This is a genomic window from Actinomadura craniellae (assembly GCF_003289645.1).
Taxonomy (GTDB): Bacteria; Actinomycetota; Actinomycetes; order Streptosporangiales; family Streptosporangiaceae; genus Actinomadura_D; species Actinomadura_D craniellae.
Genome location: NZ_QLYX01000015.1, coordinates 142,582 through 154,674 on the forward strand (window position 1 = coordinate 142,582; position 12,093 = coordinate 154,674).

The 12,093-nt window shown below is 71.4% G+C and carries 14 protein-coding genes; 7 read left to right on the forward strand and 7 right to left on the reverse strand.

Annotated features, from left to right (window positions below; all coding sequences use genetic code 11):
- Window positions 1-2: 2 nt before the first annotated feature.
- Both urtE and leuA read left to right on the forward strand, forming a co-directional pair.
- Complete coding sequence (urtE, locus tag DPM19_RS27405; RefSeq protein WP_111870996.1) at window positions 3-698, forward strand: urea ABC transporter ATP-binding subunit UrtE; 696 nt, start codon at window positions 3-5, stop codon at window positions 696-698.
- Window positions 699-909: 211 nt separating this feature from the next.
- The gene (gene leuA / locus DPM19_RS27410) at window positions 910-2,634 is read left to right on the forward strand and encodes a 2-isopropylmalate synthase (RefSeq protein ID WP_233510786.1); all 1,725 of its coding nucleotides are present in this window, start codon (window positions 910-912) and stop codon (window positions 2,632-2,634) included.
- Between the two features lie 100 nt (window positions 2,635-2,734).
- On the opposite strand, the gene DPM19_RS27415 is transcribed toward leuA, so the two are convergent.
- Window positions 2,735-3,763, reverse strand: coding sequence for a M4 family metallopeptidase (locus DPM19_RS27415; protein WP_111870997.1), 1,029 nt, complete (start codon window positions 3,761-3,763; stop codon window positions 2,735-2,737).
- 98 nt (window positions 3,764-3,861) lie between these two features.
- On the opposite strand from DPM19_RS27415, the gene recO reads away from it, so the two are divergent.
- Entirely contained in the window at window positions 3,862-4,662 is an 801-nt protein-coding gene (gene recO, locus DPM19_RS27420) for a DNA repair protein RecO (protein ID WP_199485309.1), read from the forward strand.
- Window positions 4,659-5,453 (forward strand): isoprenyl transferase, encoded by a 795-nt coding sequence (locus DPM19_RS27425; protein WP_233510787.1) that lies wholly within the window; start codon window positions 4,659-4,661, stop codon window positions 5,451-5,453. Before recO ends, DPM19_RS27425 begins: the two co-directional genes overlap by 4 nt.
- Window positions 5,454-5,493: 40 nt before the next feature.
- On the opposite strand, the gene DPM19_RS27430 is transcribed toward DPM19_RS27425, so the two are convergent.
- From DPM19_RS27430 to DPM19_RS27455, 6 genes are read right to left on the reverse strand one after another with little or no spacing between them, the layout of a single operon-like run.
- Complete coding sequence (locus DPM19_RS27430) at window positions 5,494-5,919, reverse strand: OsmC family protein (protein ID WP_111870939.1); 426 nt, start codon at window positions 5,917-5,919, stop codon at window positions 5,494-5,496.
- A gap of 49 nt (window positions 5,920-5,968) precedes the next feature.
- Entirely contained in the window at window positions 5,969-6,346 is a 378-nt protein-coding gene (locus DPM19_RS27435; protein ID WP_111870940.1) for a Fur family transcriptional regulator, read from the reverse strand.
- Window positions 6,343-7,197 (reverse strand): metal ABC transporter permease, encoded by an 855-nt coding sequence (locus DPM19_RS27440; protein WP_111870941.1) that lies wholly within the window; start codon window positions 7,195-7,197, stop codon window positions 6,343-6,345. Before DPM19_RS27440 ends, DPM19_RS27435 begins: the two co-directional genes overlap by 4 nt.
- Entirely contained in the window at window positions 7,194-7,973 is a 780-nt protein-coding gene (locus tag DPM19_RS27445; RefSeq protein WP_233510788.1) for a metal ABC transporter ATP-binding protein, read from the reverse strand. The genes DPM19_RS27440 and DPM19_RS27445 overlap by 4 nt, the downstream gene beginning before the upstream one ends.
- Window positions 7,970-8,932: a metal ABC transporter substrate-binding protein gene (locus tag DPM19_RS27450; protein ID WP_233510789.1), complete on the reverse strand. Its 963-nt coding sequence runs from the start codon at window positions 8,930-8,932 to the stop codon at window positions 7,970-7,972. The genes DPM19_RS27445 and DPM19_RS27450 overlap by 4 nt, the downstream gene beginning before the upstream one ends.
- 31 nt (window positions 8,933-8,963) lie before the next feature.
- Window positions 8,964-9,275 carry a DUF6703 family protein gene (locus DPM19_RS27455; protein ID WP_111870943.1) on the reverse strand — a complete coding sequence of 104 codons (312 nt, stop codon included), beginning with the start codon at window positions 9,273-9,275 and terminating at the stop codon, window positions 8,964-8,966.
- 86 nt (window positions 9,276-9,361) lie between these two features.
- Here DPM19_RS27455 and DPM19_RS27460 point away from each other — a divergent pair, with 86 nt between their 5' ends.
- The 3 genes from DPM19_RS27460 (at window position 9,362) to DPM19_RS27470 (ending at window position 12,010) form a co-directional block, all read left to right on the forward strand.
- Window positions 9,362-9,637 carry an antibiotic biosynthesis monooxygenase family protein gene (locus tag DPM19_RS27460; RefSeq protein ID WP_111870944.1) on the forward strand — a complete coding sequence of 92 codons (276 nt, stop codon included), beginning with the start codon at window positions 9,362-9,364 and terminating at the stop codon, window positions 9,635-9,637.
- 424 nt (window positions 9,638-10,061) lie between these two features.
- Window positions 10,062-11,450, forward strand: a complete 1,389-nt coding sequence (locus DPM19_RS27465; RefSeq protein ID WP_199485310.1) for a glycine--tRNA ligase — start codon at window positions 10,062-10,064, stop codon at window positions 11,448-11,450.
- 143 nt (window positions 11,451-11,593) lie between these two features.
- Complete coding sequence (locus DPM19_RS27470; protein WP_111870945.1) at window positions 11,594-12,010, forward strand: hypothetical protein; 417 nt, start codon at window positions 11,594-11,596, stop codon at window positions 12,008-12,010.
- Window positions 12,011-12,093 lie beyond the last annotated feature (83 nt).

Here is a 12,093-nt window from a genome sequence, read left to right on the forward strand (position 1 = left end):
AGATGCTGCAGGTCACCGGGCTGGAGGCGGCCTACGGGCGGGCACGGGTGCTGTTCGGCGTCGACGTGACGGTGGGCGCCGGCCGGCTGATGTGCGTGATGGGGCGCAACGGGGTCGGCAAGACCACGCTGCTCAACTCGATCATGGGCGTGCTGACGCCGACCGCCGGGAAGGTCGTCTTCGACGGCCGCGACGTGACGAAGCTGCCCACCTACGAGCGGGTCCGGCTGGGCATGGGGTACGTCCCGCAGGGCCACGAGACGTTCCCCCAGCTCACCGTCTGGGAGAACCTCCAGGTCACGCTGGAGGCGACCGCGCATCGTGACCGGGCCGCGGTGGACGAGGCGCTGGACGTCTTCCCCCGGCTCAAGGAGATGCTCAAGCGCCGGGCCGGATTCCTGTCCGGCGGCCAGCAGCAGCAACTGGCGATCGCGCGGGCGCTGGTCACCCGGCCGCGCATGCTGATCCTGGACGAGCCCACCGAGGGCATCCAGCCGTCGATCGTCCTGGAGATCGAGGCCGCCATCGAACGGCTGCACCGGGAGAAGGGCCTGGCCGTGCTGCTCGTCGAGCAGTACCTGGAACTGGCCCTGCGCCTGGCCGACGCGTTCGTGATCCTGGAGGGCGGGGCCGTCCAGCACTCCGGTACCGCCGAGGACCTCCGCGACGACAAGGTGAAACGCCTCCTTGCCATCTGAGGGCCGGCTGAGGACGGCGCCGGCCCACCCGTGACACGGGTGGGCCGGATTACTCCTCGCGGTTCGGTATCTGTTAGGTTTGCGGGCGTGTTCCGCGAGCTGCTCCTCCTTAGCGGCCGCAGCGGGGGCCTGTAACCAGGTCGGCTCCCTCGCTGCGGGGCTTTGACGTGACCGTCGGCCGCAGGATCCGAGCACAGGAGCCCGCAGCACAATGTCTTCTTCTTCGCAGTACGACGCGTCCCAGCAGCGTTCCAGCGGCATGCCCTTCCAGCGTTACCGCCCCTTCGCGCCGGTCAAGCTGACCGACCGCACCTGGCCCGACAAGGTGATCACCGAGGCGCCGCGATGGTGCGCGGTGGACCTGCGCGACGGGAACCAGGCCCTGATCGACCCCATGGACGCCACCCGCAAGCTGGCGATGTTCGAGCTGCTGGTACGGATGGGCTACAAGGAGATCGAGGTCGGCTTCCCGGCCGCCAGCCAGACCGACTTCGACTTCGTCCGGAAGATCATCGAAGAGGGCCGGATCCCGGACGACGTGGTGGTCCAGGTGCTGACCCAGGCCCGGCCGGAACTGATCGAGCGGACCTTCGAATCCGTCCGCGGCGCCAAGCAGGCCATCGTCCACCTGTACAACTCGACCAGCACGCTGCAGCGCCGGGTGGTCTTCGGGCAGGACACCGAGGGCATCACCGCGATCGCCGTCGAGGGCGCCAAGCTGTGCAAGAAGCTGGCCGAGGACATGGGTGACACCGAGATCTTCTTCGAGTACTCACCCGAGTCCTTCACCGGCACCGAGCTGGAGTACGCGGTCGAGGTCTGCAACGCGGTCAACGAGGTGTGGCAGCCCACCCCCGACCGCAAGGTCATCATCAACCTGCCGGCCACCGTCGAGATGGCCACCCCCAACGTGTACGCCGACCAGATCGAGTGGATGAACCGGCATCTGGCCCACCGCGACTCGATCGTGCTGTCGCTGCACCCGCACAACGACCGGGGCACCGCGGTGGCCGCCGCCGAGCTGGGCTACCAGGCGGGCGCCGACCGGATCGAGGGCTGCCTGTTCGGCAACGGCGAGCGCACCGGCAACGTGTGCCTGGTGACCCTGGGGCTGAACCTGTTCACCCAGGGCGTCGACCCGATGATCGACTTCTCTGACATCGACGAGATCCGGCGCACCGTCGAGTACTGCAACCAGCTGCCCGTGCACGAGCGGCACCCCTACGGCGGCGACCTGGTCTACACCGCCTTCTCCGGCTCCCACCAGGACGCCATCAAGAAGGGCTTCGAGTGGCTGGACCGGGACGCCGCCTCGGCCGGCGTCCCGGTGGACGGCTTCCAGTGGGAGGTCCCCTACCTGCCGATCGACCCCAAGGACGTGGGCCGCACCTACGAGGCCGTGATCCGGGTCAACAGCCAGTCCGGCAAGGGTGGCGTCGCCTACGTCATGAAGACCGAGCACGCGCTGGAACTGCCCCGCAAGCTGCAGATCGAGTTCTCCCGGGTGGTGCAGGAGCACACCGACACCGAGGGCGGCGAGGTCACCCCCGAGCAGATGTGGCAGATCTTCGAGGCCGAGTTCCTGTCCAACGGCCCGCGGATCGGCCTGCTCGCACACCGCACCTCCTCCCGGGTGGACGAGCGTGACCTGCTCAACTGCGACGTCCGCGTCGACGGGGAGATCCGCGAGATCGAGGGCATCGGCAACGGCCCCATCTCGGCGTTCGTCGACGCGCTGGCCCCGGTCGGCGTGCAGGTCCGGGTGCTCGACTACACCGAGCACGCGCTGAGCGCGGGCGGTGACGCCCGGGCCGCCGCCTACGTCGAGTGCGAGGTCGGCGGCCGGACGCTCTGGGGCGTGGGCATCGACGCCAACATCGTCACCGCCTCGCTGAAGGCCGTGCTGTCGGCGGTCAACCGGGCCGCCCGCGCCTGACCTGCCGTAACCAGACTCGATCACAGGGGCGAGAACCGCCGCGGGTGGTCGTTGTACGGGCCCCGGCCGCGAAGACCTCGCGGCCGGGGCCCGTCCGTGTTCACACCCGCAGGCCCACCCCCGCCCAGCCGCCCCGGACCGCCTTGGTCTCGTCGGCGTCCGCCCCGTACAGCCGCTCGGCGGTCGCGACGGTGGCCGTGGCGAACGCCGAGAACTGCATGTCGGAGGACATGCCGTCGCCGGTCAGGGTCTCGTACCAGACGCGGCCCGCCTTCTCCCAGGCGTGCCCGCCGATCTCCACCGAGGTCAGGTAGAAGGCGCGGTTGGGGATGCCCGAGTTGATGTGCACGCCGCCGTTGTCGCGGTAGGTGTGCACGAAGTCGTCCATGTGCCCGGGCTGCGGGTCCTTGCCCAGCCGGGGGTCGTCGTAGGCGGTGCCGGGCTCCTTCATCGACCGCAGCGCCACCCCGTCCACGTCGTCGGCGAGCAGCCCCGCGCCGATCAGCCAGTCGGCCTGGTCGGCGGTCTGGCCCAGGTGCCACTGCGCGATGAGCGCGCCGAACACGTCCGATATCGACTCGTTGAGCGCACCGGACTGGCCGTAGTAGTCGAGGTTCGCGGTGTACTGGGTGATGCCGTGGACGAGTTCGTGGCCGGTCACGTCGAGGGGGCCGGTGAAGGCGTTGAACAGCACGCCGTCACCGTCGCCGTAGACCATCTGCTCGCCGTTCCAGAAGGCGTTGGCGTAGTCGCGGCCGTAGTGCACGGTGGAGACCATCGCCAGCCCGGCGCCGTCGATGGAGTTGCGCTGGTAGGCGGCCTCGAAGAAGTCGAACGTCACGCCGAGCCACTCGTAGGCCTGGTCGGCGCCGGTGTCGCCGGTCGCCGGGTCGCCCTCGCCGCGGACCTTACGGCCGGGCAGTTCCTCCCGGTTTTCGGCGTCGGTGATCGTGCGGTCGGGCAGGAAGTCCTCCACCGGGGCGGGGGAGGAGGTGTCGCACAGCCGGCGTTCGATCCGCTGCGCGGTGCTGATGATCAAGGTACGCCGCGCGGCTTCACGCAGCGCGGGGTCGGCCGCGTCGCGCGCGAGCCGCTCCAGGAGATGCGGAGGGACGATCGTGCATATCATGCCGTCCACGTTCGCAGCAGAACGTGATCAAATCCATGCGTTCCGTGAGAAAGGGGAGGCCGGATCCGGCCGCCTGCCGGATGCGGGACAATGATCTGGTGACGCTGTACCGCGACGAGGGCATCGTGCTCCGCACCCAGAAGCTGGGTGAGGCCGATCGCATCGTGACGGTGCTGACCCGCCGCACCGGGCGCATCCGGGCCGCGGCCAAGGGGGTGCGCCGGACCAAGTCGCGGTTCGGGGCGCGGCTCGAACCGTTCACCCACGTCGACCTGCAGCTCTACGAGCGGCGCTCGCTCGACCTGATCACCCAGGCCGAGACGCTCCGCCCGTACGGCGGGCCGCTGGCCACCGACTACCCGCGGTACACCGCCGGCACGGCGATGCTGGAGACCGCCGAGAAGCTCACCGAGGAGCGCGAGCCCGCGCTGCGGCAGTTCCTGCTGCTCGTCGGGGGGCTGCGCACGCTGGTGACCCGCGAGCACGACCCGCGGCTGGTGCTGGACGCCTTCCTGCTGCGCTCGCTGTCGGTCTCCGGCTGGGCGCCCGCTCTCGACGCGTGCGCCCGCTGCGGTGACCGGCGCCCGCTGCGGGCCTTCGCCCTCGCGATGGGCGGCGGGGTGTGCGCGGCCTGCCGGCCGGCCGGTGCGGCGACCCCGGCGCAGCCCACGTTCGAGCTGATGGTGGCGCTGCTGCGGGGCGACTGGGAGCACGCCGACCGGAGCGAGCTGCGGTACCGGGCGGAATGCAGCGGGCTGGTGGCCGCCTACCTGCAGTGGCACCTGGAGCACGGCGTCCGCTCCCTGCGGCACGTCGAGCGCGACCCGGTGCGCGCGCCCGAGGCGGACCGGAAAGTGATCATGAACGAGGCGAACCAAGCGAACGAGGAGAGGGTTTGAGCAGGGCTGTCCGGCCGCCGGAACCACATGCGGGCGGGGCCCGTCCGCCGGCGATTCCGAAGGACCTCGTGCCCCGGCACGTGGCGATCGTGATGGACGGGAACGGGCGCTGGGCCAAGGAACGGGGCCTGCCCCGCACCGAGGGCCACCGGCGGGGAGAGCACTCCCTCTTCGACGTCATCATGGGGGCGATCGAACTCGGCGTCCCGAACCTGTCGGCGTACGCCTTCTCCACCGAGAACTGGAAGCGCTCCCCCGAGGAGGTGCGCTTCCTGATGGGCTTCAACCGGGACGTGATCCGGCGCCGCCGCGACCAGTTGCACGAGATGGGCGTCCGGGTCCGCTGGGCCGGCCGGCGGCCGCGGCTGTGGCGCAGCGTCATCTCCGAACTCGAGGACGCCGAGCGGCTGACCCGTGACAACGACGTCCTGACCCTGCAGTTCTGCGTGAACTACGGCGGCCGGGCCGAGATCGCGGACGCCGCGGCGGCGATCGCCCGGGACGTGGCGGCGGGCAAGCTCAACCCCGACAAGGTCAATGAGCGGGTGTTCGCCCGCTACCTCGACGAGCCCGGCATGCCCGACGTCGATCTGTTCCTGCGCTCCTCGGGCGAGCAGCGGATCTCCAACTACCTGCTCTGGCAGTCGGCGTACGCCGAGATGGTGTTCCTCGACACCCTCTGGCCCGACTTCGACCGGCGGCACTTCTGGCACGCCTGCGAGCTCTACGCCTCGCGCGACCGCCGCTACGGCGGGGCCGTCCCCAACGAGCCCGCCCCGGGCGGCGCGTAGCCGGAGCCCGGAACGAGCCCAGGGCAGGCCCAGAGCAGGCTCAGACCAGCGCCGCGTCCAAGGTGATCTTGGTGCCGGCCAGGGCCTGGCTGACCGGGCAGTTGTCCTTGGCGTTGCGGGCCGCGGCCTCGAAGTCGGCGGCCGACATGCCCGGCACGCTGGCCCGGACCGTCAGGTGGACGCCGGTGATGCCCTCGCCCGGCTGGAAGGTCACGTCCGCCCGGGTGTCGACGGTCTCCGGCGGGGTGCCGGCCCCGGCGAGCCCGTGCGACAGCGCCATCGAGAAGCAGGTGGAGTGGGCCGCCGCGATCAGTTCCTCGGGGCTGGTCCGCCCGTTCGGCGTCTCGGCGCGCGACGCCCAGGTCACCTCGAAGGTCCCGGCCTTGGAGGAGTCCAGCGAGACATTGCCCCGCCCGCTGGTGAGCGGGCCTTCCCAATGCGCGTTGGCGGTGCGTGTCGTAGCCATGCGGCTGATTCTTCCCCACCCGCCCGGCTTCACGCGAAGCCGGGCGGCGCTACTCGGCGCAGGTGGGGCAGGTGCCGAAGACCTCGACGGTGTGGGTGACGTCGGTGAAGCCGTGCTCGGCGCCGATCGACTCGGCCCAGCGCTCGACGGCGGGCCCCTCGACCTCGACGGTGCGGCCGCAGGTCCGGCAGACCAGATGGTGGTGGTGCTCGTCGGTGCGGCAGGCGCGGTAGACGGCCTCGCCGTCGTCGGTGCGCAGCACGTCGATCTCACCGGAGTCGCTGAGCGCCTGGAGCGCCCGGTAGACGGTGGTCAGCCCGATCTTGGCGCCGTCTGCGCGCATGTCGGCGTAGATGTCCTGGGCACTGCGGAATCCGTCGCTGCCGATGAGGACCCGCCGTACCGCGTCCCGGCGTGCCGTCGTCATGCCTGTGCCGCCTCCACCTCGACCTTTTCGGCCGGCGCGCGGTGGGCGCGCCGCCGCGTCAACGCCCCCCCGACCACCGCCAGGACGAACACCGCCAGGGTGACCATCACGATCGAGGGACCCGGGGTGAGGTCGTACTCGAAGGAGCCGACCAACCCCGACACCGCCGACAGTACACCGATCACCATCGCCAGCAGCATCGTGGCGCGGAAGCCGCGGGTGAGCTGCTGGGCGGCCGCGACCGGAACGATCATGAGCGCGCTGACCAGGAGCAGGCCGATCGCCCGCATCGCGATCACCACGGTGACTGCGGCGGTGATCGCGATCAGCAGGCTCAGGAAGCGGGTCGGCAGACCGCTGGCCCGGGCCACCTCCTCGTCCTGGCAGAGCAGGAACAGTTCACGGCCGAACAGCAGGACGATCACCAGCACCGCGGCCGCCAGCGCGGCGATCACGTACAGGTCACTCACCGTGACGCTGCTGATCGAGCCGAACAGGTAGCTCTGCATGCTGGTCCCGCCGCCCTGCATGTTGGTGAGCAGCACGCCGCCGGCGAGCCCGCCGTAGAACAGGATCGCCAGCGCGACGTCGCCGCCGGTCCGGCTGCGGGCGCGCAGCACCTCGATCACCACCGCGCCGAGCGCCGAGACCACCAGCGCGCCGAGCACCGGGGAGGTGCCGGTCAGCAGGCCGAGCCCGATGCCGGTGAGCGCGATATGCCCGATGCCGTCGCCGAGCAGGGCCAGCCGGCGTTGCACGATGAACGTGCCGACCGCCGGCGCGGTCAGCCCGATCAGCACCGCGATGACCAGGGCGATGCGCATGAACTCCAGTTGCAGCAGCTCGGTCATGCGCCGATGCTCCAGGACCGCAGCGGGGCGGGCGGGTCGGCGGCCTCGTGTGGGTGCACGTGGTCGTGGCCGGGCTTGGCGCACTCGCCCTCGGGCGGGGGCGGGGTGCCCTCGTGCACCACGCGGCCGTGCTCCAGCACCACCGAACGGGTGATCAGCGGCTCCAGCGGCCCCAGTTCGTGCGCCACGAGCACCACCGTGCGGCCGTCTTCGACCAGGCCGGCCAGCGTCGCGGCCAGCGTCTCCTGGTTGCCCGTGTCGACGCCCGCGGTCGGCTCGTCCATGACGAGGACGTCGGGTTCGCCGGCCAGGGCCCGGGCGATGAGCACCCGCTGCTGCTGGCCGCCCGACAGCTCCTGTGCCGGGTCGCGCGCCCGGTCGGTCAGGTCCACCGCGGCCAGCGCCCGGTCGACCCAGGCCCGGTCGGCCCTGGACGAGGGCCGCCACCGCGATTGCCGGGCGACCCGTCCGGACGCGACGACCTCGCGCACCGTGGCGGGCACCCCGCCGCCCACGGTGAGCCGCTGGGGCACGTAGCCGACCCGGTGCCAGTCGCGGAACCGGGCGGGCCGGACCCCGTAGATCTCGGTGCGGCCGCCCGCCAGGGGCACCAGCCCGAGCAGCGCCCGGATCAGCGTGGACTTGCCGGACCCGTTGGGACCCAGCACGGCCAGCATGTCGCCCGTGGCGACGCGCAGGTCGATGCCGCGCAGCACCTCCCGGCCCTCCAGCCGGACCCGGCCGCCGGTCATCGTGAAGGGGTCGCCGGTCGTCATCCGCCGCAGCCCAGTGCTCCGCGGAGTGTCCGCAGGTTGGTGCGCATGACGGAAAGGTAGTCGCCCTTGGCTCCCTCGGCCAAACCCTCGACGGGGTCGAGGACCGCCGTGCGCACCTTCGCCTCCCGGGCGAGGGCTTCGGCGACCTTCGGGCTGACCAGGGTCTCGGTGAAGATCGTGGTGGCGCCGGTGTGCTCGATCTCGTGGGTGAGCTCCGCCAGCCGCTTGGGGGAGGGCTCGTTGCCGGGGTCGACACCGGCGATCGAGATCTGCTTCAGCCCGTAGCGGTCGGCGAGGTAGCCGAACGCGGCGTGCGCGGTCACGATCGTCTTCTGCCGGCACTGGGCCAGCCCGGCCTTGAACTCGCCGTCGAGCGTGTTCAGCTCCCTGGCGAGTTTCGCGGCGTTGGCCCGGTAGGTGGTGGCGCGCCCCGGGTCGGCGGCGGCCAGGCGGGTGCCGAGCGCGGTGGCGACCGTCGCCAGCCGGCTGGGGTCGAGCCAGAGGTGCGGGTCATAGGACAGCTCCTCGCCCTCGTCGTGCTCGCCTTCGCCGTGGCCGTGCGCGTCCGCCGCGGGCGGGGGCAGCGTCTTGACGGCGCTCGCCGCGTCGAGTGCCCTGCCGCGGGCCTGCTGGTCGACGGCCTTGTCGACGGCGGGCTGGACGCCCTTGATGTAGACCACCAGCCGGGCGTCGCTGATCTCGCCGATTTGGCGCGGGGTCAGTTCGAGGTCGTGCGGCTCGGCGCCGGGCTTGGTGAGGGTGGTCACCGACACGTCGCCGCCGCCGACGCGTTCGGCCAGCCAGGCCATGGGGTAGAAGGAACCGATGACCCGCGTCGTGCCGGTCGCGTCGCCTGAGGCCCCGCCGGTGTCGCCGCCGCAGGCGGTCGCGGTGGTCAGGAGCGCGGCGGTCAGGGCCGTCCACGGGGCGAAAAGCCGGAAGCATGTGGAAGAGAACACGGGGCCAGTGTGCAGAAGATGAAAACCATTGTCAAAATCGTCCCGTGGCATGACCTGCGGCAAGAGCGAGAAGCGCCCCCAGCGCGACGACGCGCAGCAGCCGCCCGCCCGGGTCCAGCCGGGGCCAGTTGAGGTAGGCGAACCAGCCCAGGAACGCGGCCAGCGCCAGCGCCGCGACCGCTCCCGCCCAGCCGCCGACGGCCATGGCGACCACCAGCAGCGCGAAGATCGCCACCAGCAGCACCCAGCGCGGCAGCTGGTGCAGGAACACCACGGGAACGGCACTCCACCGCTCCACCGCCGCGCGGACGCCCGTCGGCCCGGCCTGTCGAGAATCCGGCATCGTCGCCTCGCCTCCTGAGATCTTCCGGTGCACGCCACGCTACGCCCGATCGCCCCCGAACCCGGCGGCGATGCCAGGATGGACGGATGCTCGCGATAACCCGGTACCGGGTGCCGGAGACGGAGGCCGAGTCCTTCGCCGAACGGGCCCGCCTGATCCTCGACGCGCTGGCGCAGTGCCCCGGGCACCGCTGGGGCCGGCTGGGCCGCACCGTGGACGACCCCACCCTGTGGGCCCTGGTCACCGAGTGGGAGGGCGCCGGTTTCTACCGGCGTGGGCTGGGCGTCCCCGAGATCCGGCAACTGGCCATCCCGCTGTCGGCGCTGGCCGTCGACGAGCCCGGCGCGTACGAGATCGTCTGAGCGGTCGCGGCGGTCACGAGTTCGCATGTCCGGGACAAGAGATCATCGAGTGTCGTTTGCCGGGCTCTCCGTCCGGTGATCACAGCGGCAGTACCAATCGGGGAGAACGGGGGTGCGCCGTGCGCAGCCTGGGATGGATCTGTGCGATGAGGCCCGGCGAGGAGCGCGAGGAACCGCGCCCGCGGTGGTCGTGCCGGTCCCACCCGGAAGCAGGCCGCCCGCCGCGCGGGCCCCGGCCGGGCCGCCCGCCGCGCTGAACCGCGTGGTCACCGGCGTGCCCTAAACTTGGTGGCCATTCGCGGCACCGGGGCCGTACCGTCGAGGGACGCGTTCCGGTGCCTCCACACGGGGATCACCGACCGCTCGGCCTCGCCGCCGGGCCCGCGACCAATCCCGCCGACCGCCAGCCGGATGGAGCATTTCCATGGCACGCCGTTCCGACGTGATGGACACGATCGTCAACCTCGCCAAGAAGCGTGGCCTGGTCTACCCGTCGAGCGAGATCTACGGCGGACTGCGCGCGTCGTGGGACTACGGCCCGCTCGGCGTGGAGCTGAAGAACAACGTCAAGCGCCAGTGGTGGCGGTCGATGGTGCAGGGCCGCGACGACGTGGTCGGCCTCGACTCCAGCGTGATCCTCGCCCGCGAGGTCTGGGAGGCCAGCGGCCACGTGCAGGCGTTCGTCGACCCGCTGACCGAGTGCCAGTCGTGCCACAAGCGGTTCCGGGCCGACCATCTCGAAGAGGCCTACGCCGAGAAGCACGGCCGCCCCCCGGCGAACGGCCTGGCCGACGTCAACTGCCCGAACTGCGGTGTCAAGGGCTCCTTCACCGAGCCGAAGATGTTCAACGGCCTGCTCAAGACCTACCTCGGCCCGGTCGAGGACGAGTCCGGCCTGGCCTACCTGCGGCCCGAGACCGCGCAGGGCATCTTCATCAACTACCTCAACGTGCAGCAGTCCGCCCGCCGCAAGATCCCGTTCGGCATCGGCCAGATCGGCAAGTCGTTCCGTAACGAGATCACCCCGGGCAACTTCATCTTCCGCACCCGCGAGTTCGAGCAGATGGAGATGGAGTTCTTCGTCACCCCCGGCACCGATGAGGACTGGCACCAGTACTGGATCGACCAGCGCCTGCAGTGGTACGTCGACCTGGGCATCCGCAAGGAGAACCTGCGGCTGTTCGAGCACCCGCAGGAGAAGCTGGCGCACTACGCCAAGCGCACCGTCGACGTGGAGTACCGCTTCGGCTTCACCGGCACCGAGTGGGGCGAGCTGGAGGGCATCGCCAACCGCACCGACTACGACCTGACCACGCACTCCAAGGCGTCGGGTCAGGACCTGTCCTTCTTCGACCAGGAGTCCGGCGAGCGGTACGTCCCGTACGTGATCGAGCCGGCGGCCGGCGTCGACCGCTGCGTGCTGACCTTCATGATGGACGCCTACGCCGAGGACGAGGCGCCCAACGCCAAGGGCAAGCTGGAGAAGCGGGTCGTGATGCGTCTCGACCACCGGCTGGCCCCGGTCAAGGCCGCGGTGCTGCCGCTGTCGCGTAACACCGACCTGTCGCCCAAGGCCCGTGACCTGGCCGCGGCGCTGCGCCGTAACTGGAACGTCGACTTCGACGACGCCGGCGCGATCGGCCGGCGCTACCGCCGGCAGGACGAGATCGGCACGCCGTTCTGCATCACGGTCGACTTCGACAGCCTGGAGGACGACGCCGTGACGGTGCGGGAGCGTGACTCGATGAACCAGGAGCGCATCGCGATCTCCCAGGTCGAGTCGTTCCTGGCCGCGCACCTCGTCGGCGCGTAGGCACTGACCGGAAAGGGCCGCTTCTTCCTGGATTAGGGTGGGGAGAGGCGGCCCTGGTTCTTCGCCCGCGCCACGGCTGCGCGGCGTGCCGGGCCGATGGTCCGGTACGGTGGCGTTCACCGGTCGCCGACGGAAGGATGCGCGTGCGCGATCCTGGTCGGCCGCCGTGCCGACATCCCGCCATCGAGCCGGGCCGGCTGGCCCGGCTGGTCGTCGTGGCGCTGGGCGTGCTGGGGTTCGGCCTGCTGCCCGGCTTCGCCTCGCCGGCCATCGCCGGGCTGCACGAGGCGGCCTCCGCCAAGTCCGCACTGAGCGGCAAGGGCGGGTCCCGCACCGCCGGTCACACCCGGCCGGTCAAGCGCGCCGAACTGGCCCCGCCCGCCCACCAGCGGACCGGTGTTCCGGCGCACGGCTCGGTCGCGGGCCTGCCCGCCGAGCCGGCGGTGCCGCCGCCTCCGGCCGTGGCGCCCGACCGGGCGGCGGCCGTCCCCGGTGGCCGGCCGGGCGGGCGTCCCGGCACCGTGCGCGGTCGGGCCCCGCCGTTCCTCCCGGGTTCCTGACGTCTTTTCCCCATCGTCCCCGCCGCCTCCGGCGGGCGCGTCGCCGTTCCGGCATGGCGTCGCGAGGTCTCCCAGGAGGTCGT

Bases quoted from the DNA above. Each gene is read 5' to 3' on its own strand.
- DPM19_RS27440 (WP_111870941.1), bottom strand. From the start codon at position 7,197: ATGACCGAGCTGCTGCAACTGGAGTTCATGCGCATCGCCCTGGTCATC.
- DPM19_RS27460 (WP_111870944.1), top strand. From the start codon at position 9,362: ATGCTCGCGATAACCCGGTACCGGGTGCCGGAGACGGAGGCCGAGTCC.
- urtE (WP_111870996.1), top strand. From the start codon at position 3: ATGCTGCAGGTCACCGGGCTGGAGGCGGCCTACGGGCGGGCACGGGTG.
- DPM19_RS27415 (WP_111870997.1), bottom strand. From the start codon at position 3,763: ATGATATGCACGATCGTCCCTCCGCATCTCCTGGAGCGGCTCGCGCGC.
- DPM19_RS27465 (WP_199485310.1), top strand. From the start codon at position 10,062: ATGGCACGCCGTTCCGACGTGATGGACACGATCGTCAACCTCGCCAAG.
- DPM19_RS27445 (WP_233510788.1), bottom strand. From the start codon at position 7,973: ATGACGACCGGCGACCCCTTCACGATGACCGGCGGCCGGGTCCGGCTG.
- leuA (WP_233510786.1), top strand. From the start codon at position 910: ATGTCTTCTTCTTCGCAGTACGACGCGTCCCAGCAGCGTTCCAGCGGC.
- DPM19_RS27435 (WP_111870940.1), bottom strand. From the start codon at position 6,346: ATGACGACGGCACGCCGGGACGCGGTACGGCGGGTCCTCATCGGCAGC.
- DPM19_RS27455 (WP_111870943.1), bottom strand. From the start codon at position 9,275: ATGCCGGATTCTCGACAGGCCGGGCCGACGGGCGTCCGCGCGGCGGTG.
- DPM19_RS27430 (WP_111870939.1), bottom strand. From the start codon at position 5,919: ATGGCTACGACACGCACCGCCAACGCGCATTGGGAAGGCCCGCTCACC.